Origin of the sequence: Caulobacter sp. DWR3-1-2 (genome assembly GCF_049896225.1) — a bacterium.
In the GTDB taxonomy this organism is placed as follows: Bacteria; Pseudomonadota; Alphaproteobacteria; order Caulobacterales; family Caulobacteraceae; genus Caulobacter.
Map to the genome: position 1 here is coordinate 1 of NZ_JAFCTW010000013.1, position 26524 is coordinate 26524.

Consider the following 26524-nt stretch of genomic DNA (forward strand, 5'->3'; position numbering starts at 1 on the left):
TTCCGCCGCATCGCAACCCGGTACGACAAGCTTGCAACCACCTTCATGGGCTTCGTAACCCTCGCCGCCATCATGCTATGGCTCAAATAGCTAAATCGTCACTACGGCCTAGAGCATTTTTCGAGCGAAGTGGTTCCGGTTGGCGTGAAGAAAAATGTGTCAAAACAAAAGATCAGAGCTCACGGCCTGACGCAGTCAGGTCGGGAAGTGCTCTAGGGTCAAAACCCAATCAAGGTATTGATTGAAGCATTCTTGCTGTGATTCACTCTTTGGAACGGAGGTGGATCATGGCTGGAGAGTTCTGGTTATCGGATCGGCAGTGGGCGGCAATCGATCCGCTTTTGCCGAAGAACCAGTCTGGCGCCCGTCGGGTGGACGACCGGCGGGTGATTAGCGGGATCATCCATGTGCTGAAAGTGGGTTGCCGCTGGCAGGACTGCCCGGCGGTCTACGGCCCGCCGACGACCATCTATAATCGCTTCCGCCGCTGGACGATCAAGGGCGTGTGGCGGCGGCTGTTTACGGCCTTGGTCGCGCTCAGTCCCGACGATGTCCACATGATCGACTCCACCAGCGCCAAGGCCCACCGCTCGGCGGGCGGGGGAAAAGGGGGGCCGAAATCCAGGCGATCGGCCGTTCGCGCGGCGGCCGCACGACCAAGATCCACGCCGTCGTCGATGGCAAGGGACACCTCATCGCCTTCGAAATAACCGCCGGACAGCGCGGCGACGCCCCCTTCGCTAGGCCATTGCTGGAGTCCCTTCCCAGGGCGCGCCTCTGTCTGGCCGACACCGCTTACGACGCCGACAAGTTGCGGCGCTTCCTCATCGAACGCGGCACCACGCCCGTCATCCCCAACAATCCTACCCGCAAGAACCTCCAGCCCTTCGATCCAGAGGCCTACAAGCAGCGCAATCTCGTCGAGCGGATGTTCTGCAGGCTCAAAGACTGGCGGCGCGTCGCAACCCGCTACGACAAACTCGCCTCCATCTTCGCCAGCGCCGTCTTCATCGCCGCAATCATCATCTGGTGGGCTCAATGAGTCTGGACCCTAGGCCGGGACCTTGGTCCGCTGGTCCTTCGGAACCGCCAAAAGGAAGATCGCCAGACTGGAGCCTATCAGGCAGGCGAACATTACCGCCGCCACGGGCCGAGCGGTGCCGTCATGCAGCAGGCCGCCGATCCAGGAGGCAAGGGCTCCGGCCGCGAAAGACGCCCCGCCCATCAGGGCCGAGGTCGAGCCCGCCCGGATCGGATCGACGCTCAACGCCCCGGCCATGGTGTTGCCGGCCATCAGACCATAGGTCGACAAGGCGGCGAACAGCAGCGGCAGCACAGTGAACTGGCCGCCGACCCCGCTCCACGCCGCCGCCGCCAGCAGAAAGGCGGCGACGATCGAGGCGATGCTGGCCCGCACCAGCACCCGGTCCGGCGTCGCGCGGCGCAGCAGCAGCCGGTTGACCTGACTGGCCCCGATGATGCCCACCGCGTTGAAGGCGAAGATGATGTTGAAGGTCAGCGGCCGGTGGCCGTAGGTCCCCATGATCAGGTCTGGCGCGCTTGAGATGTAGGTGAACAGGGTCGCGCCGTTCAGGGCCCCGGCGACGCCGTAACCGACCAGCCGCTTCTGGCTCAATAACGCGCCGTAGGCCCGGAACGGGTTCTCCGAACGGGCTTGGACGGCGGTGGCCTCGGAACGCGATTCCGTCAGGCTCAGCGCGATCCACAGGCCGATCAGCAGGCCGAACACCGTCAGGGTCCAGAACACCCCGCGCCAGCCGGCGAAGACCTGCACCACCCCGCCGAACTGCGGGGCCAGCACCGGCGCCAGCCCCATGATCAGGGTCATCAGCGACAGCACCCGGGCCGTGTCGGAGTGGTTAAAGCGATCGCGCACCACCGCGCGCGCGATCACCGCCCCCGCGCACCCGCCCAGGGCCTGAACAAAGCGAGCGCCGATCAGCGCCTGGATCGACGGCGCCATGGCGCAGACCACCGAGGCCACCACATAGATGCCGATGCCCAGCAACAACGGCGGTCGGCGGCCGAACCGGTCCGACGCCGGGCCGTACAGGAACTGGCCGATCGCCATGCCGGCGAAGAAGGCCGCCAAGGTCGCTTGAGTGTCGTCGGCCCCGGCGTGCAGGGTCCGCGCGATATCGGGCATGCTCGACAGGTACATGTCGATCGACATCGGCGCGAAGGCGGTCAGCGCCCCCAGCATCAGGACGAGCCGCCAGGGGGTAACGGCGGGAAGCGGCGCGGCAGGATCGGTCATGGCAGCGCTTTTACGCCTGCTTTCCATAAGGGTAAGGCCTTGACCGTACGAATCGGCCGCTTGCCGCGTCGGTCCAGCACCGGCAAGGTGATCAACAATAACAAAAGCAGGAAATGCCATGTCTCACCTTGCTCCGGCCCTGCCCGCCCCGTCGTATGCGCAGGTCAACGGCGTCCGCATGGCCTATTACGAGGCCGGGCCGCGCCAGGGCGTCCCGATCGTGCTGTGTCATGGCTTTCCGGAATTTTCCTATTCCTGGCGCTGGCAGATTGCGGCCCTGGCGGCGGCGGGTCGCTGGGTGATTGTCCCCGACCAGCGCGGCTATGGCCTGACGCAAGGTCCCGAGGCGGTCGAGGCCTATGACATGGAGCACCTGACTGGCGACCTGGTTGGCCTGCTCGATCACCTAGGCGTCAAGGAGGCGATATTTTGCGGCCATGACTGGGGCGGCATCATCGTCTGGCAGATGCCACTGATGCATCCCGCCCGCACCGCCGGGGTGATCGGGCTTAACACGCCGTTCACCCCCCGCCTCCCGATGGATCCCATTGCCATGTTCCGCCACGCCTTCGGCGAGGACATGTATATCGTCCAGTTCCAGACACCCGCCGTCGCCGACGCTCAACTGATCGCCGATGTGGAAAAGACCATGCGCTATTTCATGCGCAAGCCAAACGGCACACAAGGCGACTTCGCGGCGCGGCCAGCGGAGAAGCGGTCGCTGGCCCTGCTGGACGGCTTGGCCCACTACGATCCAAGCGGGGACTCGAACCAGCTTCTGGCGCCCGAGGAGTTGGCGGTGTTCGTCGAGACTTTCCAGCGGACCGGCTTCACCGGCGGCATCAACTGGTATCGCAACTTCACCCGCAACTGGGAGATGGCCGAGCGCCTGCCCACCCGCATCGATGGCGTACCCTGCCTGATGATCATGGCCGAGCACGATGTGGTGCTGCCGCCCGCGATGGCCGACCGGATGGGTGACCAGATTTCGGACCTGGAAAAGGTGCTGGTCGAGGGCAGCGGTCACTGGACGCAACAGGAAAAACCCGAGCGGGTGAACGAAATCCTGATCGACTGGCTCGGGCGGCGGTTTCCAAACTAAGCGCTTTGCATCCTGCGAGGCTTCGCCAGCGGGTGCACCTCAGGATGAGGAATTCTGCAAAGCTCCTTCCCAAGGCGCTCGCGCAGCGGGCCTCAAAGGATGCGCGGCGCCCTTATTAGCCCGCCAGAATCACCGCCCGCCGCCGCATGGCGGCCGCCATCTGCAGCATGGCCAAGGCGGAGACCTCGTCTCGCTCGGTGGCCCGCACGCTGTACACCTGCGCCATCACCTGCAGCGAGATCACCTTGTCCAGCCCCTCGGGGCCCATCATCTCGGCGATGGCGCGGTCCAGCTCGGCCAGCTGACGCGGGGTCAGCATCGCCAGTAGCTCGTCGTCGCTGAGGTCTTCGGGGTTGTTCATGACTCGGGAGAATACGGAAAGTCGGCGCGGGTTGCGATCATCTGTTGGCCGCCATCGCCTCGACAACGTGGGCGCGATAGAGCACGGCCAGCAGGTCGGTCTGGGTGACGATGCCCTTCAGCACCCGGTCGGCGTCGACGACCACCGCCTCGTGCACCTGGCCGCTGGACAGCAGGGGCAGCAGGGCCTGGATCGGCGTGCTCTCGCGCACGCGGTGCACGAAGGGGTCAATCACCGCCTCGACCTTGTGATCGCGATTGGCCTGGAGTTCGGCGCGGCGCACCAGGCCCAGCACCTTGCGATCGCCGTCGATCACGGGGGCGGTGCGCAGGTCGTGGTCGCGCATATAGCGTAAGGCGCTGTCGCAGCTCTGCTGCGGATCGACCGTGATGACGTCGGCCGACATGATGTCGCCGCAGAGGATTTGTGCGTGCAAGCGCTGATGGGCCTGCAGCTCGACCTGGCGGAACAGGGCGTCGAGGTCATCGCGGCTGACGTCGAGCAGCTCGCCATAGCGCGCCAGAGCGGCATCCAGGTCACCACTGGTAAAGCCGGCCCGCGTGGACGGTGGCGCATCGGCTGTCCCATGCGGGCTGGCGGCCAGGACCGGCGCACGGTGCGGATATGATCGCCTGGTGACGCGGTGGAAGACCACGCCCGCCCCGACCAACAACAGGCTGTCGAGGCCCACCGGGCTGAGAGCGAAGTGGTAACCGAGGCGCGTCACCTCGGACCCGCCCAGGCCACAGATCAGCGCCACGGCGCCGCCTGGCGGGTGGAGGCAACCGGTCAAGGCCATCGCCATGATCGCCAGGCTCACCGCCAGCGGCGCGGCGATCATCGGGTCCGGGAACAATTGCGCGCAGGCGATCCCGACCACCGCCGACAGCACGTTGCCGCAGATCACCGAACGTGGCTGAGCCAGGGGACTGGCGGGCACGGCGAAGACCAGCACGGCCGAAGCCCCGATCGGCGCGACCAGCAGCGGCGAGGTCAGGGGTCCGCCCCCAATCATCGCCCGCGCCAGTACGCCCGTCACCGCTAAGCCCAGCAACGCGCCGAGCCCGCCGCGACCGATCTCCAGCCAGCCAGAGGCGGTTCGCAGACGCGGAGCCCAAGGGAGTCGATCGATCATGGAACCCGGATACGCGACCGGCAGCGGGAAATGAACCCCATTCCTGCCGTTCCCACCGCCCCCGAAACCGGGCTAGGATCGCGGGCATGGATCGTAACGCCTCCGCCTCCGTGATGTCCTCCGCCGGCCGCCGCAGCCTGTTTCGCGACATCGAGCCCTTTTCGTTCGGGTGGCTGACCACCGATGGCCCACACGAAATCTATTACGAGGAATGCGGCGCGCCGCGCGGCAAGCCGGCGGTGATCCTGCATGGCGGCCCTGGCGGGGCGGTCAATCCGACCATGCGGCGGTTCTTCGATCCGGCTAAATGGCGCATGGCGTTGTTCGATCAACGCGGCTGCGGCCGCTCGCGTCCGAACGCCAGCCTGGAGGATAACACCACCTGGAGCCTGATCGCCGATATCGAGCGCCTGCGCGAGCACCTGGGCGTCGAGAAGTGGACGGTGTTTGGCGGCTCTTGGGGCTCGACCCTGGCCCTGGCCTACGCCCTGGTCCATCCGGACCGGGTCGAAGGCCTGGTGCTGCGCGGCATCTTTCTGCTGACCCAGAAGGAGCTGCGCTGGTTCTATCAGGAAGGCGCCTCGATGCTGTTTCCCGACGCCTGGGAACGGTTCCTGGCTCCCATCCCGATCGAGGAGCGCGGCGACCTGATGGGGGCCTATCACAAGCGCCTCACCCATCCCGACCGCCGGGTGCAGGCGCAGGTCGCCAACGCCTGGAGCCAGTGGGAGGGCGACACCATCTCGCTGCGAGGCCCCGAGGCGCGACCGCCCAAGTTCAATGAAGAAGACTTCGCCATCGCGTTCGCGCGGATCGAAAACCACTTTTTCTCCAATGAGGGCTTCTTCGAGCACGACGGTTGGATCCTGAAGAACATCGACAAAATCCGTCACATCCCGGCGTGGATCATCCAGGGCCGCTTTGACGTCGTCACCCCGCTCGACAGCGCCTGGTCGCTTCACCGCGCTTGGCCGGAAGCCCATTTCGAGATCGTCTGGGACGCCGGCCATGCGTCCACCGAGCCGGGGATCATCGACGGGCTGGTGCGCGCGACGGACGCAGCGCTGAGGGTCTAAGGGTCTGAGACCCTCTTCCCATGGGAGAGACTTTCGCGCCGGCGCATCGCCAGGCTTTCGAACGCCGCGACGCCCGCGAGCACGGCTGTCGTCGCGACCGACAGCACCAGCGGGCTCATGGACAGACTCAGCGGAGCCAGCGCCGCCAACCCCACCAACCTCGCCCCGCGCGACGGCGACCACAGGCGGAACACCGCCTTCTTGAACAGTAGCCCGCCCAGCATGAACAGGAACGGCCCGCCGGTCAGGGCGGCGGCGGTCTTCAGGTCAGCATGGCCCAGCAGGTGGTGTAGCACCCGCTCCTCCGCCACAGCCGTGACGATGATGCCGGCGATCGGCAGCAGGTGGCTTTAGGTATAGGCGGCGCGCGCCACCGCGCCGGGGTCCTTGGCGTGGCTGATCGCCTCGCTGGCGGCCTGGGCGGTGAACGAGAAATATATCCACCACATGGCCTTCCTCCCCGCGAAGGCGGCGAGGAAGGCGGCGTGGCGGCGGGGATGCTGCTGGCCATGGCGATCCCCGAGGCGCGCGTGACCTCCAGAAGCGCGTTGGCGAAGCATGTGGCGGCGTTGCATGGTGGCATTTCCCGTCTGGACGAGTGGCAGCCTAGCAATCGTCACTGTGGGATCGAACGAATTGTGGCTTAGTGCGCTTCATGGATATGGACGCGCAAGATTTCCTCCTCCAGCACCGCACCCCAATGATCGGCGCCGTCGTCGCGTTGGCCACCGGCCTGACCGGCGGTATCGCGCTGAAGACTGGCCCGCAGGATGAACCGTTTATTGAATCCGTCCCCACCTACGACAGCCAATATGCCGAGGCCGAGCCTATCGCCTGGCCCAGCGGCAAGGTCCCCGACTACGTGATCGGCACCGACTTCCTGGACGCCCAGCGCATGGATCCGCCGCCGGTGCTGGTGGCCTCGTACGAGGTCCCGGAATATACCGCGCCGGCTTGGCGCGAACCCGAGCCACATGTTCAGCCGGCGCGCATGGCCGAGCCCGCGGAACGCAGCTGGGCGTCGACCGGCGGCGATATATTGAACACGCGCCTGCCAGAGGATGCGCCGCCCGCGCCTGAGGCGTCGCAAGCGCCCGAACCGCCGGTGGCGACCCCCGCCCCGGTCGCGATGGCGGCGTCAAGCTCCTAAGCCCGCTCCTGCCGGCGACCAAGTCCAAGACCTCGCTCTTGGCGCTGATGCTGGGCCTGGGGGGCTCGGCGATGCTGGCCATCACCCGGCGTGGGCCGGCCACGGCGATTATCGTGCTGTGGCTGGGCGTCACCGTCATTGGTTTGGGCGTGATGGTCATGTGGTTGGACCCGGCGCTGATCTTCAAGGCGCCGGGTCCAACCACATGACCCTGACCGGCCGCACCGACATCTGGGCTGCGGTGCTGCGCCAGTCGGCCAAGCAACCGCTGACCGGTTATGGCTGTGCGGTCCTCTGGACCCTGGAATCCGCGCCCGCGAACTGGATCCGCAAGGAGACCGGTTGGCTGGTGTCCACCGCCCACAACGGCTGGCTCGATATCCTGGCGCAGCTGGGTTGGATCGGCGTGGGCCTCTGCGCCCTGGTGCTGGGCAGCGCCCTGCTGGTCGGCCTGTTCCGCTTCCAGCGCCTGCGCGACGGCTACTGGACACCGCTCTTCTTGGTGATCTTCCTGACGACCACCCTCTCCGAGAGCTTCATCCTGGAGCGTAACGGCATCGCCTGGGCTCTGGCCTGCGCGGCGGTGACCCGCCTGCTCGGACCGGTGCTCGCCGATCTCGGCGCCGCCAGATGGGCCCTGCCCTCGATCGCTCTCCAGCCGCCACCGCTGGCCTGGTCTCTGGCGTCGGGCGAGCCGACGGTCGAGATCTGGGCGACCGACGAGGGCCGCGCCTCGACATTTGGCAAGCGCCCGGTCTCGCCTTTCGGCGCGTGAAGCACCGTGTGGAAAAGTGGGACCCAGTTTTCCGCGAAAACGGTGCGAAAACAAAAATCTAGAGCAAGCCGTGCGATTTCTGTATCGCGCGGCTTGCTCTGGACCGCTACGGAAGCGCCATGACCGACTACACGCCCCAGCAGATCGTCGCCCGCGGCGCGCGCGCCGTCGCCGAAGCCGCCGCAGACGCCATCGACAACCATCCCGACCTCGAAGGCGCGACCTACTCGATCCTGGAAGAGGACGAGGACAAGGGTCTCTGGCGCATCGACGCCTTCCCGACCAATGACGAGGAAGACGCCGGCCTGCTCGAAGTCCTGGCCGGCTACAAGCTGAAGGTGATCCGGGAGCAGTTGGCCGACGCCGACTGGCTGGCCATGGCGCTGTCGGGCCTGCCGCCCGTGCGGGCGGGTCGGTTTTTCGTCTACGGCATGCATGATCGCGGCCGCTTGCCGGCCAGCACGGTCAACCTCCGCATCGAGGCCGGCGCGGCCTTCGGCACCGGCCACCACGGCACCACGGTCGGCTGCCTGCAGGCCTATGACCGCCTGATCAAGGCTCGCAAGTTCAACAAGGTGCTCGACGTCGGGGCCGGTACGGGCCTGCTGGCCATTGCGGCCGCACGCACGGGCTCGAAAATCGCCGTGGGCACTGACATCGACAGGCCCAGCGTGCGGATCTCCAAGGAGAACGCCAAGGTAAATCGCGCCAACGCCAGGTTCGTCCACGCCGCGGGCCTGTCCAACCGCTTGGTGTCCGACAACGCCCCCTATGACCTGGTGTTCGCCAACATCCTGGCCCGCCCGCTGATCAGCCTGGCCCAGGACATCAAGACCGCCCTGGTCCCCGGCGGCACGGTGATCCTGTCGGGCTTGCTGCGCACCCAGGAGCGGATGGTGAAGGCCGCCTACGTCTCGCGCGGCTTCAAGGTGGTGAGCCGCATCCATCGCGACGCTTGGGCGGCGCTGGTTCTGCAACGGCCGTAGAGCGCGGAACGTCCTTCACGGTCCTGACGTTTCTCCTGCGGCACTCGTACGTTCCAGGAGCAACCTCATGACCTACATCGACCCCAACGCCCCGCTACCGCCGCGCGAAGTCGTGGTGCGCCGGGAGGGTGGCGCGACCGGCTGGTTCGTGGCCGGCGTGGTGGCCGTCGTGGCGGTGATCGCTGTGGCCTTCATGTTGACGATCGGAGCGCGCACCCCCAGCCAGGACCAGATCGCCCAGGCTCAGGATCAGGGCCGCGCAGTCGGCCAGATCGAAGGCGCCCAGGTGGGCGCCGCCCAATCGACGATGGTCGCCCAACAGGCGGCCCGCGACGCCGCGGCCGCCGCCGACAGCGCCCGTCGCTCGACCGAGGTGACGGCGGCCAACGCCGCACGGGTGGCTCAGGACGCCGCCGCCCGCGCTGCGGCTTCGCGCGACGAGACAGTCGCCCCCATGGCCGAGCAGCCCGCCCCGCAACCGGCCCAGTAGCGGCTGGCTCTTCCCTGCCCGGCCGGGTCGGACTAAATCGAAGGCATGCGCCAGACCTTCGATGAATCCACCGAGCCGGGCTTCGGCCCCCGCCATGTCCCACTGATCCGCGCCGCCATGGCGCTGCAAGGCCTGGACGGCTTCCTCGTGCCCCACGAGGACGAGCACCAGAACGAATATCTGCCCACCGCCAATGACCGCTTGGCCTGGGCCAGCGGTTTCACCGGTTCGGCTGGGGCTGGCGTCATCATGGCCGACCGCGCCGCCGTCTTTGTCGATGGACGCTACACCCTTCAGGTCCGTGACCAGGTTGACCAGGGTGTGTTCGAGATTCGCGACCTCGTCGAGGGCGGCGTCCCGGCCTATCTCGAAACTGTCCACAAGGGCGCGGTGATTGGATACGACGCCCGCCTGCACAGCCCTCAGGCGCTCGACGCGCTGAAGGCCGCCGCCAGCAAGGCCGGCGCGGCGCTCAAGCCCGTGTCGGTCAACCCCATCGACCAGGCCTGGGGCGCTGAGCGTCCGGCCCAACCCGCCGCGCCCGTCGTCCCCCAGCCCGTGTACTATGCCGGCGAGGAGTCGGCCTCAAAGCGCGCCCGGATCGGCGGGGCCATCGCCGCCTTGGGCGCCGACGCCGCAGTGATCACCGCTCCGGCCTCGATCGCCTGGCTGTTCAACATTCGCGGCGGAGATGTGATCCGCTCGCCCCTGCCCCTGGCCCAGGCGGTGGTCCGCGCCGACGGCACGGCGCGGTTGTTCCTAGACCCGGCCAAGGTCGCCGAAGGCCTGTCGGCGTGGCTGGGCAACCAGGTGTGGCTAGAACCATCCGAGGCCCTGGACGGGGCCCTGGCCGACCTGTCCAGCAAGGCCGTGGTCGTCGACCCGGCCCAGTCCTCGGCCTGGTATTTCGACACCCTGGCCGCCGCCGGCGCCTCGGTCGTCCGCGCCATGGATCCCTGCACCCTGCCCCGCGCCTGCAAGAACGCCGTCGAGATCGCCGGCACGCAGAAGGCCCACCGCCGCGACGGCGCGGCGTTGACGCGCTTCCTGCACTGGCTGGCCACCGAAGGGCAGATCAACCCGCCGGACGAGAAGGAAGCCGTCGCCAAGCTGGAAGCTTTCCGCGAGGCGACTGGTCTGCTGAAGGACCTCAGCTTCGACACCATCGGCGCGGCCAACGGCCATGGCGCCCTGCCGCACTATCGTCCGACTGAGCGCTCAAACGAGCGCGCCGCCTTGGGGTCACTGCTCCTGGTCGATAGCGGCGGTCAGTATCTGGACGGCACCACCGACGTCACCCGCACCGTGGCGATCGGCGAGCCGACCGCCGAGATGGTCACCCGAAACACCCTCGTTTTGAAAGGCCACCTGGCCATAGCCCGCCTGCGCTTTCCGGCAGGCACCACTGGCTCGGCCATCGACGCCTTCGCTCGCGCCGCCCTCTGGAGCCATGGCCTGGATTACGACCACGGCACTGGCCACGGCGTCGGGGTCTATCTGGGCGTCCACGAAGGTCCGCACCGGATTTCCAAAGCTCCCAACACCATCGCGTTGCAGCCCGGGATGATCGTCTCCAACGAGCCGGGCTACTACAAAGACGGTGAGTACGGCATCCGCATCGAGAACCTAGAGGTTGTGATGCCCGCCGAAGCCGTCGGCGACGGCGACCGCCCGATGCACCGCTTCCAGGCTCTGACCCTGGCCCCCATCGACCGGCGGCTGGTGGACAGGAGCCTGTTGAGCCCCGAGGAGATCGCCCAGTTCGACGCCTATCACGCGCGGGTGGTTCGGGAGATCGGGCCGCTGGTGGAGCCGGAGGTCGGGGCCTGGCTGGAAGAGGTCTGCGCGCCGCTTTAGGCGCTTAGGTCCTCCCCCTGTGGGGCACTGTGGGGGCGGCGGCGCGAAGGCGCCGGTGGGGGGAGCAGACCCACCTCACCGACACTCGCCCTCCGTCGGCTGCGCCGACACCTCTGCCACAAGGGCAGGAATAAGCGAGCCGCTGACTACTTAATCCGCGTCCACTTCTGCGTCTTGCACAGCGGGGCCACGATGCAGCCCTTCAGCTTCAGCGAATTGGGCGAGGTCAGGGTGATGGTGCCCGAATAGGTGCCGCCGTCGTCGGCGTTGTAGACCTTGCCGCCGGTCCACCTGGTCGGGCCGCCGGTGAAGTCGTACAGCATCTGCATATTCTTCAACGGACGGGCTTTCAGGCTGGCGTCCTTGTTCTTGACGTCCTTGATCGTCGGATCGGCCTTGATGTGGTTTGACGTCACCAGCTTGCCGCACAGGCTGTTGCCGCAGCGGCTGATCTCGACCTGGCCGCCATTGGTTTCGGTTTGCCACAGGCCGATGGCGTCCTGCGCGAAAGCCGGGGCGGCGATGGCCACGGCGAAGGCCGCGGCGAGGATGGGCAGTTTCATAGGATCGTCTCTCCTAAGTATTGTTAGCCTGTTCTAACGCGCGTTCGCCTGAACCGGCCATGAATTGAAAAGCGAAGGCGCGACGCCTACCCCGCCACCATTGCCAGCCACTCGTCCTCGGTCATCACCTGAACTCCCAATTCGCCGGCGGTCTTCAGCTTCGACCCCGCACCTGGCCCGGCCACCACGAGGTCGGTCTTCTTCGACACCGACGAGGCCACCTTGGCGCCCAGCGCCTCGGCCTGGGCCTTGGCCTCGTCGCGGGTCATCTTCTCCAGGGCGCCGGTGAAGACGATCGTCTTGCCGGCCACGGCGGTATCGGTTTTCGGCTTGGCCACGGCCTGGATGTCGAGCTGGGCGATTAGATTGGCCACCTTCTCGCGATTGTGATCCTCGGCGAAGAACCGGGCCATCGACTGGGCCGCAACCGGGCCGATCCCGTCGATCGCCGCCAGTTGGAGATAGTCGTCGCCCGGCGCGCCGTCGGCGGCCTCGACCAGGGCCTGGGCGAAGGCCTCCCAGTCGCCAAAGCGCTCGGCCAGGGCGACCTTGGCGGGCTTGGAGAGCTTTGGCACGGCATGGCCGATCTTGACCTCCAAACTGTCGGCCTCCGGCCAGGGATCGGCCTTCAGCCCGCCCCGGCCCGCCTCGACCAGCTCGTCGCGGGCCTTTGGACCGACCCCCGCCGCGCCGGCCAGTTCCAGATAGACCGCGCCCGGCAGTTGCCCGGCTGCCCGCTCGGCTGCGGCTTGCAGCTCCTCGAACCGGTCGAAGTTGCGGGCCAACACGGTCGAGGTGGTCTCGCCGATGTCGCGCATGCCCAGGCCGTAGATGACCCGATCGAGGCCAATGGTGCGTCGCGCCTCGATTCCCTTGACCAGGTTGGCGACCGAGGTTTCGCCATAGCCGTCGCGCTCGCGCAGCACGGCCAGCTTTTCCTCGTCCTTGGCCAGCCGGAAGATGTCGGCCGGCTCCTTGATCCAGCCGTCCTCGAAGAAGGCGGCCAGCTGCTTCTCGCCCAGGCCCTCGATGTCGAAGGCTCGGCGAGACACGAAGTGGCGCAGGTGCTCGATGCGCTGGAACGGGCAGGCGAACTCACCGCTGCAACGGCGCACCACGGATTCGGCGCCCGAGGCGGTGGTCTCCTTGACCAGCGCTGTCCTCAGCGGACAGGGGCAATGGCTCGGAAATTCGAACGGCGTGGCGCCCTCCGGACGTTCCTCCAGCACCGGCCCGACGATTTGCGGGATCACGTCGCCGGCCCGCTGCAGGATCACCGTGTCGCCGATCCGCACGTCCTTGCGGGCGATCTCGTCGGCGTTATGCAGGGTGGCGTTAGTGACCGAGACCCCGCCGACGGTCACGGGCTTGAGCCGCGCCACCGGCGTGATCGCGCCGGTGCGGCCGACCTGCAGGTCGATGGCCTCGAGGATCGTGCGAGCCTGCTGGGCCGGAAACTTGCGGGCGACGGCCCAGCGGGGCGAGCGTGACACAAAACCCAGGCGCCGCTGCTGCTCCAGGTCGTCGACCTTGTAGACCACCCCGTCGATATCGAAATCGAGCTTGGGGCGCAGCACTTCGAACGCGGCATAGGCGTCGAGCAGCCCCTGGGCGTCCTGGACCTTCTTGGCCGGCGGGGCCGTGGTGACGAATCCCCAGGCTTCCAGCGTCCCCAGCGCCTCCCACTGGCCGGCCGCGAAGGGGCCGCTGACCAGACCGCAGGCGTAGGCGAAGAACCGCAGCGGCCGCTGGGCGCTGATCTTCGGGTCGATCTGGCGCAGCGAGCCGGCGGCGAAGTTGCGGGGGTTGGCGTAGGTGCGCTGGCCGGCCTCAAGCGCGGCGGCGTTGAAGGCGGCGAAGGCCTCTAGCTCGACATAGACCTCACCGCGGATCTCGATGATGTCGGGCCAGCCGGCGCCCTTCAGCCTGTGGGGGATGTCGCCGATGGTGCGCAGATTGGCCGTGACATCCTCGCCGACCCGGCCGTCGCCTCGCGTCGCGCCTTGGACCAGCAAGCCCTTTTCATAGCGCAGCGAGGCCGACAGTCCGTCGATCTTCGGCTCGGCCGTGTAGAACACCGGCTCGTTCGTCAGCCGCAGGAACCGCCGGACGCGAGCGTCGAACTCCGCCGCCTCGTCGTTGGAGAAGGCGTTGTCGAGGCTGAGCATCGGCACGCCGTGCTCGACCGGCGAAAACTGCTCGGCCCGCGCCGCCCCGACCCGGAGAGACGGGGAATTGTCGCGCACCAGATGCGGGAAGCGTTCCTCGATGTCGAGGTTGCGGCGTTTGAGGGCGTCGTACTCTCCGTCGGTGATCGTCGGGGCGTCTTGCTGGTGATAACGCAGGTCGTGACCGGTCAGGTCGTCGGCCAGGCGCTCCAGCTCAAGGGCGGCCTGGGCTTCGGTGAGGTCGGCAACGGCGATCTGGGACACGGGCGAATCCGGCGGAAGCTGAGACGGCGGCAGACTAGCCGCTCCTCCCCCTGTGGGGGAGGAGCTTTAACCCGACGGCCTTGCCTAGCCGCTGACGCTCAGAAGCTCGCCGCATGACCCAGCCCGCAACGATGTCCCAGAACGACGCGGGCTTGTCTCGTGGCGGCGCCTTTGACGTCCTGCGGTTCGTCGCGGCGCTGTTCATCGTGCTCTATCACGTGGCCAAGCGAGCCCCGGTTTCGCTGTTTGCGATCCGGCCCTTGGACGCGGCTATCTCGCGACGGACTTCTTTCTGATGCTTTCGGGCTAGGTTCTGGCCAAGACCTACGGTCAGCTTGTGCTGGACCATGGGCTGGGAACCGGCGAGTTTCTCGAGCGCCGCATCCTGCGTATCTGGCCGGCGCACCTGATCATGCTGGCCCTGCTCGCCGGCTTCGTGTTTGGAACGGGGGCCATCGGCCTGGCGCCTCAGAACCCGCAGTGGTTCCAATGGAGCCAGCTGCCGGCGCAGATCTTCCTGGTCCAGGCCTGGTTCGTGCCAGCAGCGTCGGGTTGGAACATGCCGACCTGGACGCTGTCCGCCCTGATCGTCTGCTATGCGGGCTTCCCGGCCGCCTGGCGTTCCTGACCAATCAGCTGGCCGCCGTGATCTGGTTCGGCGCCGCCCGCGCAGTGGCCGCGAAACTCGACCTGGACGATGCGATGCTCTGGCTCGTCTGGGCGATGGCCCTGCCCGCCTGCATCGCCGCCGCGTGGCTGTTCGAGCGCTAATCTTCTGTTTTGACGCATTTTTCTTCACGCGAACCGGAACCACGTCGCTCGAAAAATGCTCTATGTCGACGCGCCGCTGCAGGTGTGGATCAAGGGCGGGTCGCGCAAGGATCTCGCGCCAAAGGCAAAGACCGCTCCGGCCTGACTAGCCGATCAACGCCCGCGCCGCCGCCCGCGCCGCCTCGGTGACCTCGGCGCCCGACAGCATCCGGGCGATCTCTTCCTGACGCTGGACGGGCGACAGCGGTTCGACCCGCGTGCGGATCGCAATGTCGTCACCCGACTTGGCGATCCGCCAGTGGGCGTCGGCGCGGGCCGCGACCTGGGCCGAATGGGTGACGACCAGCACCTGGGCGTTGGTCGCCAGGCGCTTGAGCCGCAGGCCCACCGCGTCGGCCACAGCCCCGCCAACGCCCTGATCGACCTCGTCGAAGATCATCAGCGGCTGAGAGCCCTCGCGACCCGCGAGGGCGGCCTTCAGGGCTAGGGCGAAGCGCGCCAGTTCGCCGCCGGAGGCGATGGCCTCCATCGGTCCGAACGGCGCGCCGGGATTGGTGGAGATCTCGAAGGCGATGCGGTCCATGCCGGCGGGACCGGCGCGGTCCTCGTCTAGGGTCTCGATCGCGACCCGAAACCGAGCCTTTTCCAACTTAAGCGGCGCCAGCTCGGACTCGACAGACGCGGCCAGGCGATCACCGGCGGCGCGGCGCTCGGCCGACAGCGCTTCGGCGGCATACAGATAGGCGTCGCGGGCGCCAGCGGCCTCTTCCTCGGCCGCCTTCAGCGCTTCGCTTGAGGTCTCGATAGCTTGCAGGCGGGCGGCGAAGTCGGCGCGGGCTGCGGGCAGCAGCTCAACGGCCAGGTTCAGCTTGCGGGCCATGCCGCGCAGGGCGAACAGGCGCTCCTCGGTCTTGTCTAACTGGTCGGGCTGGAACTCGAAGCTGTCGGCGGCCGCGTCGATGGTGGCGGTGGCTTCCTGGGCCTCGACCAAGGCGCGGTCCACCGCCTCGCAGGCGGCGGTGAGCCGGAGCATGGCTGGACCATCGGCGGGCGCGCCGGCCTGGACCGCGCGTTCACGCGCCCTTTCCAACGCACGATAGGCGCCGGCCAGCCTGCCCGACAGGGCGTCGCCGCCCAGGGCGTCGCGAGCCGCATCGATATCGGCCAGGGCCTTTTCGGCGGAGCCCAGCAGGGCCCGCTCCTCGGCCAACTGAGCTTCCTCGCCTTCGCGCGGATCCAGACGGTCCAGTTCCGACAGGCGAAGGGTCAGTTCCTCGGTCTCGACCGTGGCGCGGTTGGCGAGGTCGCGCAGGGCGGCGGCTTTCTCTCGAGCGGCCCGCCAGGCGCTCCACGCTCCAGCGACGGTCCCGAGGCTCACGACGCCATAGGCGTCGAGCAGGGTTCGGTGGGTGCGCTGGTCGAGCAGGCCGACGGTCTCGTGCTGGCCATGAACCTCGAGCAACAGCGCGCCGAGGTCCTTGAGCACACCAACGCTGGTGGCCTGATCGTTGACGAAGGCGCGACTGCGACCATCGGGCGATAGCTGGCGGCGCAGGACCAAGTCCTCGTCGCGGGCATAGTCCAGGCCCTTGTCGTCGAGATAGGCGAAAGCGGCGTGGTCGGCCGGCAGGGCGAAAATGGCGGTGGCGCTGGCATGGCCCGTGGCCCCGCGCCGCACCAGCCCGGCGTCGGCCCGGGCGCCGGTCGCCAGGCCCAGGGCGTCGAGAATAATCGACTTGCCCGCGCCGGTTTCACCGGTCAGGGCGGTCAGGCCCGGCCCGATGGCCAGGTCCAGGCTCTCGATGAGCACGACGTCGCGGATGGAAAGGCCAATCAGCATGTCGCGCAGGATCGCCGGGAATCAAGGTTTTTGAAAGAACGTTTCGAAAACAAGGGCCGATCCTCTGGACCGGCCCCTTGAAATCACATTCCGAGAACGCCCTTGATGCCGCTCCTCTTGGACCTGGTCTCACCGGGCGGGGCCAGGGTAGCGTCCTTGTCCTGGGTCAGGCGGTCCAGCATGTTCTTCTTGTTACCGGCCTTCAGCGGCTCGACGGCGGGCTTGAGGCCAGCGTTGTTCAGCAGCTTGTAGGCGTCGGCGTACCAGGGATCGCCCGGGAAGTTGTAGCCCAGCACCGCCCCATTGCGCTTGGCTTCGTCCAGCAGGCCCAGGGTCATGTAGCTTTCGACCAGCCGGTACAGGGCCTCGGGCGTGTGAGAGGTGGTCTGGTGGCGATCGATGACGGTGCGGAACCGCCCGATCGCGGCCAGGGTCTGCCCGTTGCGCAGGTAGTAGCGACCGATGGTCATTTCCTTACCGGCCAACTGGTCGTTGACCATGTCGATCTTCAGGCGGGCGTCTTGGGCGTATTCCGAGTTGGGATAGCGCTGAACCACGTCGCGCAGGGCGGCCAGGGCCTGTTCTGTGGCGGCTTGGTCGCGATTGACGTCGACGACCTGCTCGAAATAGCAGATCGACTTCAGATAATAGGCGTAGGAGGCGGACGGGTTGCCCGGATAAAGGCCGATGAAGCGATCGGCGTCCGAGATCGCTTCGTTGTACTGGTTGCCCTGGTAGTGGGCGTAGCCGGTCATCAGGATCGAGCGGCGCGACCATTCCGAATAGGGGTGCTGGCGCTCGACCTCGCGGAAATAGTCGACGGCCTCGTTCCAGGCACCGCGGTCCAGGCGATTGGCGCCCGTCGAATAGAGCAGCTCCACCGGGCGCTCTTCATAGGCCAGGGTCGGCTTCTTGTGTTTGCCGGCGCAGGCGGTGACCGACAGGGCGACCAGTAGGGCGGTCGCGACGGTAGCGGCCTGGCGTCCCGAGAAATTACGAAGCACGGACTTTTCACCCTCGAAGCAAACGTGCGCTCCTGCGCCGTGCAAGGCTTCTACACCACCCCGATGCGGGCGCAAATGGAAGCCGAGCCGTGAGAAGGATACGCCCCAAGACGCATCCCCCGAGGAATCCGCCCAAACCTTAATGACATCGACTTTTTGACCAAATCAGGTCGAAGCGCGATGACCGCGCACGGAATGTCAGACGGCTTCTGCCAATTCCACCGAATGGGTTCGCAGACGCCAGGCGCGCGGATTGGCCATCAGGGCGCGAACGACCGCGTTGTTCAAGCCGTGACCGGCGAGAACGCCCTCGAACCGGCCGATTATCGGCGCGCCCAGGACATAGAGGTCACCCACCGCGTCCAGCGCCTTGTGGCGCACGAACTCGTCGGGACGACGCAGACCTTCCGGATTGAGCACCCGGTCGCCGTCGATGACCACGGCGTTTTCCATCGAGCCGCCTCGGGCCAGGCCGATGGCGCGCAGCGCTTCAACATCGCGGACAAAGCCAAAGGTGCGGCAGTCGGACAGCTCGGCGCGGAACGACTCCTCGTCGATGGTCAGGTCGACGCGCTGGCGGCCGATGGCCTTGCTGGCGAAGGCGATCTCGAAGGCGACCTCGAAACGATCAGACGGCGAGAGGCTGGCCTGCTTTTCGCCGTCCTGAACCACCACGGCGTGGAGGATCTCGATGTAGCGACGCGCGGCTTCCTGCTTGCGACGACCGGCGCGATCAAGGATCCGCATGAAGGGCTCGGACGACCCGTCCATGATCGGCACTTCCGGACCATCCAACTCGACGACGCAGTTGTCGATGGCTAGGGCGGCCAAGGCGGCCATCAGGTGCTCGATGGTGGAGACGCGCACGTCGGCGGCGTTGTTGATGACAGTGCCCAGTTGAGTCTGGCAAACGGCTTCAGGCTTAACCGGCACGCGGTTATCGCGGTCCTGCACATCGGTGCGGACGAAGACGATCCCGGCATCGACCGGCGCGGGGCGCACGGCGACGCGGACATGCGACCCCGTATGCAGGCCCACCCCCGCGAAGATCACCGGTCCAGCGACCGTATGCTGAAAATATGCCGAAGCCGACAAAACGAGACCCTTAAAACTTGACCGACGGAGTAGCTCTTCGACCACCTCTCGCCCCGCGTACCATTTAGGGACAATGCTGCGTCGCGGCAAAGCAAGTCCTGTTTCGGTTTGTTACCTGTTTACCGAGTTGTTTTTCATGGCTTTTCTGGCCATTTCACCGCCACTTTCGCGCCGCATTGCAACGCTTGGCGCGGGGCCCGGTAAAGTTCTGCGTTAGGTGTGGCCTAGGGAGCACGCTCTCGCTAGGCTTCCGCGACCTTCCGGCGCCATAGCCTCGTGGATACTGCTTCGATGACAAAGACCTTGCGTACAGCCGCCTCGGCCCTCGCCCTTTCGCTCGCGGCCTTCGCGGTCGCGCCGGCCGCCTTGGCCCAGGCCCGGGGCTTTACCGCCAAGGACATGGTCAACCTTGAACGGATCAGCGACCCGCGGGTGTCGCCGGACGGCCACTATGTCCTCTACAGCGTGCGGACGATGGACTACGCGGCCAACAAGGCGTCGGTGTCGCTGTGGATCGTCGACCTGAAGGCGCGCATGGCCCCGCGTCGGCTGGCTATCTCCGACGGCGGCGTCTCCAGCGGGCGTTGGTCGCCGGACGGCAAGGCGATCTATTTCGTCTCGGGACGGACAGGCGGCCTCGACCAAGTTTATCGCACCGATCTGGCGGCCGAAGCCGCGACCCAGGTGACCAAGGCCCCGTTCGACGTTGGCGTGTTCAAGATCGCGCCCGACGGCAAGAGCTTGGTCATTTCGCAGGCCGTGTTCCCCGAGTGCGACACATTGGACTGCACCAAGGACAAGCTTGCGGCCAAGGGCGCGGCCAAGACCACCGGCGTGGTCTACGACAAGCTGTTCATCCGTCACTGGGACACCTGGGCGGACGGTCTTCAAAACCATCTCTATGCCCTGAAGCTCGACGACCAGGGCCTAGTGAGCGGCGCGCCCGTCGCCCTGATGAACGGCTTCAACGGCGATACGCCCACCAAGCCGTTCGGCGGCGACGAGGACTTCAACATCATGCCCGACGGCAAGTCGGTGGTGTTCTCGGCTAAGCTCGCCGATCGCGAGGAGGCGTGGAGCACCAATTATGACCTGTGGCGGGCGCCGCTGACTGGCGCCTCGGCTCCGATCAATGAAACCGAAGCCAATGAGGCGATGGATTCCCAGCCCACCGCCTCACCGGACGGCAAGACGACGGCTTGGCTGGCCATGAAGCGTCCAGGGTTCGAGGCCGATCGCATGGCGATCATGGTTCGTGAAGGGGACAAGGTTCGCGAGATGAGCCCGACCTGGGATCGCTCGGCACAGTCGATCGCCTGGAGCGCGGACGGCAAAACGATCTACACGACCGCCGAGGACGTGGGTCAGACCAAGCTGTTCGCCGTCGACGTGAAGTCCGGCAGGGTCATGGCCCTGACCGGCGAGGGCCATGTCAGCGCCTTCGGCCTTGGTGGCGGCACGCTGGTTTACGCCCAGGACGATCTGAAGGGTCCAGCCCAGCTCTACGCGATCTCGACCACCAAGAAGGGCGAGGCGCCGATCAAGCTGACCAACAACAACGCCGAGGCCCTGGCCGGCGTGGCCATGGGCGAGACCGAGCAGTTCAGCTTCCCCGGCTGGAACGGCGAGACCGTGCACGGCTACGTCGTCAAGCCGGCCAATTTCGATCCGGCCAAGACATACCCCGTCGCCTTCCTGATCCACGGCGGGCCGCAGGGCAGCTTCGGCAACCTCTTCCACTATCGCTGGAACGCCCAGACCTATGCCGGGGCCGGCTACGCCGTCGTGATGATCGATTTCCACGGCTCGACCGGCTACGGCCAGGCCTTCACCGACGCCATCAGCCAGCATTGGGGCGACCGGCCGCTGGAGGACCTTCAGAAGGGCTGGGCCTTCGCCACCGGCAAGTACAGCTTTCTCGACAAGGACCGCGCCTGCGCCCTGGGCGGCTCGTACGGCGGCTTCATGGTCAACTGGATCGCGAGCCAGTGGAAAGAGCCGTGGAAATGCCTGGTCAATCACGACGGCATCTTCGACAGCCGCTTCATGGGTTATTCGACCGAGGAGTTGTGGTTCAGCGAGTGGGAAAACGGCGGCCCGCCCTATGCGGCCAACACCACCTATTCGAAGTTCAATCCCGCCGACCATGTCGATCAATGGAGCGTCCCCACGATGGTGGTCCAGGGCGGCCAAGACTTCCGCGTGCCCTTGGAAGAAGGCATCGGGACGTTCACCGCCCTGCAGCGCAAGGGCGTTCCGAGCAAGCTGCTCTACTTCCCCAACGAAAACCACTGGGTGCTGAAAGCCCAGAACTCGGTGCAATGGCACGCCGAGGTCCTGCAGTGGTTGGACAAATGGACCAAGACGACGCGCTAGAGCATTTTTCGAGCGAAGTGGTTCCGGTTCGCGTGAAGAAAAATGCGTCAAAACAAAAGATTAGAGCTCACGGCCTGACGCAGTCAGGTCGGGAAATGCTCTAGCCCGCGCCCGCGATCAGACCCGGCCCGTCGCCACCGCCCAGGTGAGACGGGCCTGGGTTTCCAGGACGCCCAACGTCCGGCCGCCGGTCTGGGCCTGCGCCAGCGCGGCCAGCGCGGCGGCCGGGAACGCCGCCACTGGCAGGGCCCTCAACTCGCCGCGCGCCTTGGCCAGCGCTTCGGCGATCCGGCCGCGGACCTCGGACTGGGTCCAGTCCGAAGGCAGTCTGCCAGCGCCCACCTGCTTCAGCCGCCATAGCCCCGCCAAGCCGTAGGCCCGGGCCGCGCTCTTGACCGCGTGAAGGTCGCTCTTGGGATCCAGCCGCCAGGCGCTGAGCATCATGACCGCGCCGGCCGTGGCGTCCACATAGGCCAGGGTTTGGCCCTCGTCCTCGAAGGGCGCGGCGTCCAGATCGGTCAACCGGGCTTGCGCCATCTCCGCCAGGGCCGTCAACGGATAGCCAGCAGCGACCACGGCTTCGACCGTGGGATGTTTGCGAGGGGCCTGGCCGGCTGCGACCTCGTCCATGGCCTCGCGCCACCAGGTCAGCCGAATCTCGCCCATTAAGGCGTTGGTGACCCCGCCGGCGACACGGGCGAGTTCGTAATTGAAGGCGTACAGCGCCACAACGTCGGCGCGGGCCTTCGAGTCCGCGACGAATCGGCTGGCCAGCCAGCGGTCGGGATCGACGCGGCGCACCAAATTGTCGAGATCGGTGTCGGGACCGGTTTCGGAAATCGTCATGGGCGCGGCTTATGCGCCGCATTGCCCAAAAGCAAAAGGCCCGCCGATCTGGCGGGCCCTCTCCAAGCGATGCGGCGAACCGATCAGCCGAACAGCGTCTGGTACATGGTCATGCAGACCAGCATCGGGATGCTGAGCAGGGTGTTGATTCGCGAGAACAGCATGGCCATCCTGGCGGCCTTGGCCTTGGCGGCGTCATCGACCACGACAATGCCCAGGGCGCGCTTCTGGTTGGGCCAGATCACGCCCCAGACGTTGAGGAACATGATCGTCGCTAGCCACATGCCCACGCCGATGAAGACGAAGCCCATGTCCGAGCCCGGCGTATAGCCGCCCCAAAGGCCCAGCGTCGCGGCCTCGCCTAGATAGCCGCGGCTATAGGCCAGGATCACGCCCATCACCCAGGTGGCCAGGGCGGCCCAGCGGAACCAGAACAGCGCCTCGGGCGCGATATACTTGCTGATTGCCGGTTTCAGCTCGGCCGGGATCTGCGGCATCACGCGGATCTGCACGAAGTTGAAATAGTAGAGCAGCCCGATCCACAGGATGCCGAAGAACACGTGCATCACCCGGAAGACAGCGCTGAAATAGGCGTCGTCGAAGCCGTGCGGGCTGTGCCCAAAGCCAAACGCCATGACCAGCGCGAGGATGACGCTGAGGATGATGGTGTTGCGAAAGTTCGAAAGAAGTCCGGCCATTTTCAGCCCCCTGAAGTTCCAGCCCTGAACCTCAGGTATAGGCCTGTTCGCCGTGTCGGCAATAGGCGCCGCCTAGACCGCGATCAGCGCCGCCGCCAGCCGACGACCTTCGCTGGCCAGGACGTTGTAGGTGCGGGCCGCGCCCTCGGTGCTCATGAATTCCAGACCCAGGCCTGCAGCCTTCAAGGCGTCGCGCACCGAGCGCGGCGGCAAGGCGTTGACCAGCCCGCAGCCCAGCAGCACGAACTCGACCGCCCCGCCCGCCGCGAACACCTCGGCGAAGTCGTCGGGCGTCAAGGCCGCCAGGCTGGTGGCGATCCAGGGCTTGGGCTGATCGTCGATGATCAGCAACGAGCCTGGACGCCAATCGCCGGAGACGCGGAAGCCGCCGCCGCCCCAGGCGTCGACCGATGGCGGCTGCCGCAACATCAGGGACGCGTGCCGGCGCCGAGCTTGATCGGCGTGGCTTCCTCGTCGCCGCGCTTCACGCCCCAGACCAGGATCAGCGGCAGGGCGATATAGACCGACGAATAGGTGCCGATAATGATGCCGAAGGTCATGGTGAAGACCAGGGGGAACAGCACCGGGCCGCCGAACACCATCGTGCCGCCCAGCGCAAGAAGCGCCGTGGAGCCGGTGATGATCGTCCGCGACAGACGTTCGTTCTCCGACAGGTCGATGATGTCGCGCAACGGCGTGGTCTTGTACTTGCGCAGGTTTTCCTTGAGCCGGTCGAAGGTAATGACCTTCTCGTTCATGGAATAGCCGATGACCGTCAGCAGGGCGGCGATCGAGGTCATCGAGAACTCTATCTGGAGCACCGACAGCAGGCCCAGGGTCAGAAGGATGTCGTGGAACACGGCGACCACGGCCCCAAGGCCGAACTGCAGCTGGAAGCGGAACCAGATGTAGCCGAGCATCAGCAACAGGGCGATGCCCAAGGCCTTGAAGCCACCCAAAAGCAGCTCGCCCGAGACCTTGGCGCCGATGACGCTGGGGGCGGGCATGGTCATGCCCGGAAACTTCGCGATGATCGCCTTCTGGACCCGGCTAGCCTCGGCCATGGCGTTGCCGCCCTCGGTGGGCAGGAAGCGAATCATCGCCGCGTTGGGCGAGCCGAAGTTGTCCTGGACCTGCACGTCGTGCGCGCCGGTCGCCCGGGCGACCTTGCGCAGTGCGTCGCCCGAGATGGGCGTGGGCATGCGCGCTTCCATGGCGACGCCGCCCTTGAAGTCGATGCCCAGGTTCAGGCCCTGGGTGAAGAACGACACGCCGGAACCGGCGATCAGCAGGAGGGAGATCGCCGCAGCGACCGGAGCCCACTTCACGAACCGGAAGTGGGTCTGGCGGGGAATCAGACGGATGAGGGGCCAAGCCATGATGTGGACCTACGCGATCGGCAGCTTCTTCGGCTTGGTGACCTTGAACCACCAACCGATGAGCACTTGAGTAATGATGATGGCGGTGAACACCGAGGTGAACACGCCGATCGACAGCGTCCAGGCAAAGCCCTTGATGGGCCCGGACCCGAAGCCGAACATGATCCCGGCCGAGATCAGGCTGGTGATGTTGGCGTCCATGATCGAGACCATGGCCCGGCGGAATCCGGTGTCGGCCGCCGACATGGGAGATCGTCCCGCCGCCGCCTCGTCGCGCATCCGCTCATAGATCAGCACGTTGGCGTCGACCGCGACGGCCAGGGTCAGGATCAGGCCGGCGATGCCGGGGAAGGTCAGGGTGGCCTGGGTCATTGACATGATGCCGATGATCAGCAGAACGTTGACCACCAGGGCGATGGCGGCGAACACCCCGAACAGTCCGTAGGCCAGAATGATGAACACGAACATCGCCGCCGCGCCGACGGCCAGCGAGATGGCGCCGGCCCGGACGGCGTCGGCGCCAAGCTCGGCCCCCACGGTGCGCTGTTCCTCAAGGTTCAGCTTGGCCGGCAGGGCGCCGGACCGCAGCAGCAGAGCCAGGTTATTGGCGCTTTCCGCCGTGAAGCTGCCGGTGATCTGGCCCGATCCGCCGGTGATGGCGCTCTGGATGGTCGGCGCCGAGATATACTTGTTGTCCAGCACGATGGCGAAGCGCTTACCGATGTTGCGCGCCGTGGCGTCGCCAAACTTCCGGGCGCCCGGACCGCCGAAGCGGAAGGCGACCACGGCCTCGCCGCTCTGACCGTCGAATTGCTGGCTGGCGTCGACAAGGTCCTCGCCCGTCACCAGGGCCCGCTTGGCCAGGGCCAACGGCGGCATGCCTGGCTCGGCGCCTGGCAGGACCACCACGCCCGGCGGAACGCGGCCCGAGGCGATCTCCTCCGGCGTCACCGAGTCGTCCACCATCTGGAAGGTCAGCTTGGCCGTCTGACCGATCACCGCCCGCAGACGATCAGGGTCGCTTTCGCCCGCCGCCTGGATCGAGATCCGATCCGTCCCCTGGCGGGTGATGGTCGGTTCCTTGGTGCCCAGGGAGTCGATCCGGCGACGAATCGTCTCGATCGACTGCTCCACCGCCTTGGCGGCGTCGGCCCTGGCGGCCTCGGCCACGAAGCTGAGCTCCAGTCGCCCGTCGCCCTTGTCGCTGATCGTCGTGTCGCGGCCGCCGATCGCGCCTTGGAGGGGTCCGCCAACATGCTTGCGCAGCAGGCTGACGGCCTCGCCCGCCTTGGCCGGGTCGGCGATGCGAACTCGAACGATCCCGCCCGACTCGCCCAACTCGCTGAAAGCGATCTGCTCGTTGCGCAAGGCGGTCCGCACATCCTCGACCATGTTGGTCAGGCGTTCGGCGCGCAAAGCGTCGGTGTCGACCTCATAGAGCAGGTAGGACCCGCCCTGCAGGTCGAGGCCGAGGTTCAGCTTCTGATGCGGAACCCAGCCCGGAAGCGCGTCGAGCGTCCTCTGCGGCAGCATGTTGGGCAAGGAAAAGACGATGCCGAAAATCACCGACAGGATGACGGCGGTGACTTTCCAGCGGGAGAGGGTCAGCATGGATTACAGGCTCTAGACGACGCCCAAAGGCGTCTCGTGGTGGGCGGCGCCCCGTATTCAGCGCGGAGGGGTATCAGCTCTTGGGGTCGTTGGCCGGGGCCGGCTCGCCCTTGGCGCGGATATCGGTGATCATGCTCTTGACGACCTTGACGGTGACGCCCTGCGCGATCTCGACGCCGACCTCGGTGTCCTCGACCCGGACGATCTTGCCCAGCATGCCGCTCGACAGCACGACATTGTCGCCACGCTTCACGGCGGCGATGGCGGCGGCGTGTTGCTTGGCGCGCTGCTGCTGCGGGCGGAGGATCAGGATGTAGAACAGCCCAAACAGCATGACGGGCATGCCAATCATTTGGATCAGTTGGCTCGGGTCGTTCATATCGGCTCCACGAAAGTCTAGCTGGCGTCCCGCTCAAATAGGGGGTCGACCAAGTCGGCGGAAGCTATGCGTTCACCTCCTCTTTTGCAATGACGGCTCACGTTTCGGCGACGGCCCTTTTATAGGGGCCTTCGGGGGTCTAGGAGGCAGGCCATGAATGACGCCGCCACAGCCCTTCTCGCCCGCATCGCCGACGCTTTGGAGCGCCTGGCGCCGCCCGCACCGATGCCGGCGTGCGTCGACGCCCCCCGGCGGTTTGGGGCCCCGGGGGGGTAGGGCGCCATCGGACCCGCCCCCCCCCATAACCATGGGCGGGGGCA

The 26524-nt window shown here is 66.6% G+C and carries 28 protein-coding genes and 2 pseudogenes; 14 read left to right on the forward strand and 16 right to left on the reverse strand.

Annotated features, from left to right (window positions below):
- Both ACP696_RS16420 and ACP696_RS16425 read left to right on the forward strand, forming a co-directional pair.
- Positions 1 to 90 (forward strand): annotated as a pseudogene (locus ACP696_RS16420) (IS5/IS1182 family transposase); the annotation flags it as partial.
- Positions 91 to 287: 197 nt separating this feature from the next.
- Positions 288 to 1042, forward strand: a pseudogene (locus tag ACP696_RS16425) (IS5 family transposase).
- A gap of 9 nt (positions 1043 to 1051) precedes the next feature.
- Here the strand turns inward: ACP696_RS16425 and ACP696_RS16430 are convergent.
- Positions 1052 to 2278, reverse strand: a complete 1227-nt coding sequence (locus ACP696_RS16430) for a multidrug effflux MFS transporter (protein ID WP_426013281.1) — start codon at positions 2276 to 2278, stop codon at positions 1052 to 1054.
- A 118-nt stretch (positions 2279 to 2396) separates the two neighbouring features.
- On the opposite strand from ACP696_RS16430, the gene ACP696_RS16435 reads away from it, so the two are divergent.
- Entirely contained in the window at positions 2397 to 3380 is a 984-nt protein-coding gene (locus ACP696_RS16435; protein WP_426013283.1) for an alpha/beta fold hydrolase, read from the forward strand.
- A gap of 115 nt (positions 3381 to 3495) precedes the next feature.
- On the opposite strand, the gene ACP696_RS16440 is transcribed toward ACP696_RS16435, so the two are convergent.
- Positions 3496 to 3741, reverse strand: coding sequence for a low temperature requirement protein A (locus ACP696_RS16440; protein WP_426013285.1), 246 nt, complete (start codon positions 3739 to 3741; stop codon positions 3496 to 3498).
- 37 nt (positions 3742 to 3778) lie between these two features.
- The gene (locus tag ACP696_RS16445) at positions 3779 to 4876 is read right to left on the reverse strand and encodes an HPP family protein (RefSeq protein WP_426013287.1); all 1098 of its coding nucleotides are present in this window, start codon (positions 4874 to 4876) and stop codon (positions 3779 to 3781) included.
- Between the two features lie 86 nt (positions 4877 to 4962).
- Between ACP696_RS16445 and pip the strand changes: the two genes are divergently transcribed.
- The gene (gene pip, locus ACP696_RS16450; RefSeq protein ID WP_426013288.1) at positions 4963 to 5952 is read left to right on the forward strand and encodes a prolyl aminopeptidase; all 990 of its coding nucleotides are present in this window, start codon (positions 4963 to 4965) and stop codon (positions 5950 to 5952) included.
- Here the strand turns inward: pip and ACP696_RS16455 are convergent.
- On the reverse strand, positions 5949 to 6248 hold the full coding sequence (locus tag ACP696_RS16455; RefSeq protein WP_426013290.1) for a low temperature requirement protein A: 300 nt from the start codon (positions 6246 to 6248) through the stop codon (positions 5949 to 5951). The genes pip and ACP696_RS16455 overlap by 4 nt on opposite strands.
- Positions 6249 to 6302: 54 nt before the next feature.
- A complete protein-coding gene (locus ACP696_RS16460) occupies positions 6303 to 6527 on the reverse strand; it encodes a hypothetical protein (protein ID WP_426013292.1) in 225 nt (74 codons plus the stop codon).
- An 86-nt stretch (positions 6528 to 6613) separates the two neighbouring features.
- Here ACP696_RS16460 and ACP696_RS16465 point away from each other — a divergent pair, with 86 nt between their 5' ends.
- From ACP696_RS16465 to ACP696_RS16490, 6 genes are all read left to right on the forward strand, one after another.
- A complete protein-coding gene (locus tag ACP696_RS16465; protein ID WP_426013294.1) occupies positions 6614 to 7102 on the forward strand; it encodes a hypothetical protein in 489 nt (162 codons plus the stop codon).
- A 38-nt stretch (positions 7103 to 7140) separates the two neighbouring features.
- Entirely contained in the window at positions 7141 to 7311 is a 171-nt protein-coding gene (locus ACP696_RS16470; protein WP_426013295.1) for a hypothetical protein, read from the forward strand.
- A complete protein-coding gene (locus tag ACP696_RS16475) occupies positions 7308 to 7877 on the forward strand; it encodes an O-antigen ligase family protein (protein ID WP_426013297.1) in 570 nt (189 codons plus the stop codon). Before ACP696_RS16470 ends, ACP696_RS16475 begins: the two co-directional genes overlap by 4 nt.
- A 119-nt stretch (positions 7878 to 7996) precedes the next feature.
- On the forward strand, positions 7997 to 8863 hold the full coding sequence (locus ACP696_RS16480; RefSeq protein ID WP_426013299.1) for a 50S ribosomal protein L11 methyltransferase: 867 nt from the start codon (positions 7997 to 7999) through the stop codon (positions 8861 to 8863).
- A 67-nt stretch (positions 8864 to 8930) separates the two neighbouring features.
- On the forward strand, positions 8931 to 9353 hold the full coding sequence (locus ACP696_RS16485; RefSeq protein WP_426013301.1) for a hypothetical protein: 423 nt from the start codon (positions 8931 to 8933) through the stop codon (positions 9351 to 9353).
- Positions 9354 to 9398: 45 nt separating this feature from the next.
- Positions 9399 to 11210 (forward strand): M24 family metallopeptidase, encoded by a 1812-nt coding sequence (locus ACP696_RS16490; protein ID WP_426013303.1) that lies wholly within the window; start codon positions 9399 to 9401, stop codon positions 11208 to 11210.
- Between the two features lie 146 nt (positions 11211 to 11356).
- Here the strand turns inward: ACP696_RS16490 and ACP696_RS16495 are convergent, their stop codons facing one another.
- Positions 11357 to 11773, reverse strand: coding sequence for a DUF2147 domain-containing protein (locus ACP696_RS16495; protein ID WP_426013305.1), 417 nt, complete (start codon positions 11771 to 11773; stop codon positions 11357 to 11359).
- Positions 11774 to 11859: 86 nt separating this feature from the next.
- On the reverse strand, positions 11860 to 14205 hold the full coding sequence (ligA, locus tag ACP696_RS16500; RefSeq protein WP_426044040.1) for an NAD-dependent DNA ligase LigA: 2346 nt from the start codon (positions 14203 to 14205) through the stop codon (positions 11860 to 11862).
- A 113-nt stretch (positions 14206 to 14318) separates the two neighbouring features.
- Between ligA and ACP696_RS16505 the strand changes: the two genes are divergently transcribed.
- Genes ACP696_RS16505 through ACP696_RS16515 form a run of 3 tightly spaced genes read left to right on the forward strand, consistent with a single transcriptional unit; the run spans position 14319 to position 14976 of the window.
- Positions 14319 to 14501: a hypothetical protein gene (locus ACP696_RS16505; RefSeq protein ID WP_426044041.1), complete on the forward strand. Its 183-nt coding sequence runs from the start codon at positions 14319 to 14321 to the stop codon at positions 14499 to 14501.
- Positions 14502 to 14542: 41 nt separating this feature from the next.
- Positions 14543 to 14833: an acyltransferase family protein gene (locus tag ACP696_RS16510; protein WP_426044042.1), complete on the forward strand. Its 291-nt coding sequence runs from the start codon at positions 14543 to 14545 to the stop codon at positions 14831 to 14833.
- A 17-nt stretch (positions 14834 to 14850) separates the two neighbouring features.
- Entirely contained in the window at positions 14851 to 14976 is a 126-nt protein-coding gene (locus ACP696_RS16515; RefSeq protein WP_426013312.1) for a hypothetical protein, read from the forward strand.
- 145 nt (positions 14977 to 15121) lie between these two features.
- Here the strand turns inward: ACP696_RS16515 and recN are convergent, their stop codons facing one another.
- From recN to lpxC, 3 genes are all read right to left on the reverse strand, one after another.
- Positions 15122 to 16816: a DNA repair protein RecN gene (gene recN, locus ACP696_RS16520; protein ID WP_426044043.1), complete on the reverse strand. Its 1695-nt coding sequence runs from the start codon at positions 16814 to 16816 to the stop codon at positions 15122 to 15124.
- Between the two features lie 83 nt (positions 16817 to 16899).
- Entirely contained in the window at positions 16900 to 17865 is a 966-nt protein-coding gene (locus ACP696_RS16525; protein WP_426044044.1) for an outer membrane protein assembly factor BamD, read from the reverse strand.
- A gap of 153 nt (positions 17866 to 18018) precedes the next feature.
- On the reverse strand, positions 18019 to 18915 hold the full coding sequence (gene lpxC, locus ACP696_RS16530; RefSeq protein ID WP_426044045.1) for a UDP-3-O-acyl-N-acetylglucosamine deacetylase: 897 nt from the start codon (positions 18913 to 18915) through the stop codon (positions 18019 to 18021).
- A 291-nt stretch (positions 18916 to 19206) separates the two neighbouring features.
- Here lpxC and ACP696_RS16535 point away from each other — a divergent pair, with 291 nt between their 5' ends.
- Positions 19207 to 21291, forward strand: a complete 2085-nt coding sequence (locus ACP696_RS16535; RefSeq protein WP_426044046.1) for a prolyl oligopeptidase family serine peptidase — start codon at positions 19207 to 19209, stop codon at positions 21289 to 21291.
- 117 nt (positions 21292 to 21408) lie between these two features.
- On the opposite strand, the gene ACP696_RS16540 is transcribed toward ACP696_RS16535, so the two are convergent.
- The 6 genes from ACP696_RS16540 to yajC form a co-directional block, all read right to left on the reverse strand.
- The gene (locus tag ACP696_RS16540; protein ID WP_426013321.1) at positions 21409 to 22137 is read right to left on the reverse strand and encodes a squalene/phytoene synthase family protein; all 729 of its coding nucleotides are present in this window, start codon (positions 22135 to 22137) and stop codon (positions 21409 to 21411) included.
- Between the two features lie 83 nt (positions 22138 to 22220).
- A complete protein-coding gene (locus ACP696_RS16545; protein WP_426044047.1) occupies positions 22221 to 22835 on the reverse strand; it encodes a urate hydroxylase PuuD in 615 nt (204 codons plus the stop codon).
- A gap of 72 nt (positions 22836 to 22907) precedes the next feature.
- A complete protein-coding gene (locus ACP696_RS16550) occupies positions 22908 to 23261 on the reverse strand; it encodes an Mth938-like domain-containing protein (RefSeq protein ID WP_426013781.1) in 354 nt (117 codons plus the stop codon).
- A 2-nt stretch (positions 23262 to 23263) separates the two neighbouring features.
- Positions 23264 to 24214: a protein translocase subunit SecF gene (gene secF / locus ACP696_RS16555; protein ID WP_426013323.1), complete on the reverse strand. Its 951-nt coding sequence runs from the start codon at positions 24212 to 24214 to the stop codon at positions 23264 to 23266.
- A gap of 9 nt (positions 24215 to 24223) precedes the next feature.
- On the reverse strand, positions 24224 to 25825 hold the full coding sequence (secD, locus tag ACP696_RS16560) for a protein translocase subunit SecD (protein WP_426013324.1): 1602 nt from the start codon (positions 25823 to 25825) through the stop codon (positions 24224 to 24226).
- Between the two features lie 73 nt (positions 25826 to 25898).
- Positions 25899 to 26204: a preprotein translocase subunit YajC gene (gene yajC / locus ACP696_RS16565; protein ID WP_426013326.1), complete on the reverse strand. Its 306-nt coding sequence runs from the start codon at positions 26202 to 26204 to the stop codon at positions 25899 to 25901.
- Positions 26205 to 26524 lie beyond the last annotated feature (320 nt).

Excerpts from the sequence above, each read along its gene's own strand:
- ACP696_RS16430 (WP_426013281.1), bottom strand. The coding sequence starts at position 2,278 with ATGACCGATCCTGCCGCGCCGCTTCCCGCCGTTACCCCCTGGCGGCTC.
- ACP696_RS16535 (WP_426044046.1), top strand. The coding sequence starts at position 19,207 with ATGACAAAGACCTTGCGTACAGCCGCCTCGGCCCTCGCCCTTTCGCTC.
- ACP696_RS16495 (WP_426013305.1), bottom strand. The coding sequence starts at position 11,773 with ATGAAACTGCCCATCCTCGCCGCGGCCTTCGCCGTGGCCATCGCCGCC.
- ACP696_RS16445 (WP_426013287.1), bottom strand. The coding sequence starts at position 4,876 with ATGATCGATCGACTCCCTTGGGCTCCGCGTCTGCGAACCGCCTCTGGC.
- yajC (WP_426013326.1), bottom strand. The coding sequence starts at position 26,204 with ATGAACGACCCGAGCCAACTGATCCAAATGATTGGCATGCCCGTCATG.
- pip (WP_426013288.1), top strand. The coding sequence starts at position 4,963 with ATGGATCGTAACGCCTCCGCCTCCGTGATGTCCTCCGCCGGCCGCCGC.
- ACP696_RS16440 (WP_426013285.1), bottom strand. The coding sequence starts at position 3,741 with ATGAACAACCCCGAAGACCTCAGCGACGACGAGCTACTGGCGATGCTG.
- ACP696_RS16485 (WP_426013301.1), top strand. The coding sequence starts at position 8,931 with ATGACCTACATCGACCCCAACGCCCCGCTACCGCCGCGCGAAGTCGTG.
- ACP696_RS16460 (WP_426013292.1), bottom strand. The coding sequence starts at position 6,527 with ATGCAACGCCGCCACATGCTTCGCCAACGCGCTTCTGGAGGTCACGCG.
- secD (WP_426013324.1), bottom strand. The coding sequence starts at position 25,825 with ATGCTGACCCTCTCCCGCTGGAAAGTCACCGCCGTCATCCTGTCGGTG.
- ACP696_RS16465 (WP_426013294.1), top strand. The coding sequence starts at position 6,614 with ATGGACGCGCAAGATTTCCTCCTCCAGCACCGCACCCCAATGATCGGC.
- ACP696_RS16480 (WP_426013299.1), top strand. The coding sequence starts at position 7,997 with ATGACCGACTACACGCCCCAGCAGATCGTCGCCCGCGGCGCGCGCGCC.
- ACP696_RS16540 (WP_426013321.1), bottom strand. The coding sequence starts at position 22,137 with ATGACGATTTCCGAAACCGGTCCCGACACCGATCTCGACAATTTGGTG.
- ACP696_RS16435 (WP_426013283.1), top strand. The coding sequence starts at position 2,397 with ATGTCTCACCTTGCTCCGGCCCTGCCCGCCCCGTCGTATGCGCAGGTC.
- recN (WP_426044043.1), bottom strand. The coding sequence starts at position 16,816 with ATGCTGATTGGCCTTTCCATCCGCGACGTCGTGCTCATCGAGAGCCTG.
- ACP696_RS16490 (WP_426013303.1), top strand. The coding sequence starts at position 9,399 with ATGCGCCAGACCTTCGATGAATCCACCGAGCCGGGCTTCGGCCCCCGC.
- ACP696_RS16475 (WP_426013297.1), top strand. The coding sequence starts at position 7,308 with ATGACCCTGACCGGCCGCACCGACATCTGGGCTGCGGTGCTGCGCCAG.
- ACP696_RS16545 (WP_426044047.1), bottom strand. The coding sequence starts at position 22,835 with ATGGCCGGACTTCTTTCGAACTTTCGCAACACCATCATCCTCAGCGTC.
- secF (WP_426013323.1), bottom strand. The coding sequence starts at position 24,214 with ATGGCTTGGCCCCTCATCCGTCTGATTCCCCGCCAGACCCACTTCCGG.
- ACP696_RS16505 (WP_426044041.1), top strand. The coding sequence starts at position 14,319 with ATGACCCAGCCCGCAACGATGTCCCAGAACGACGCGGGCTTGTCTCGT.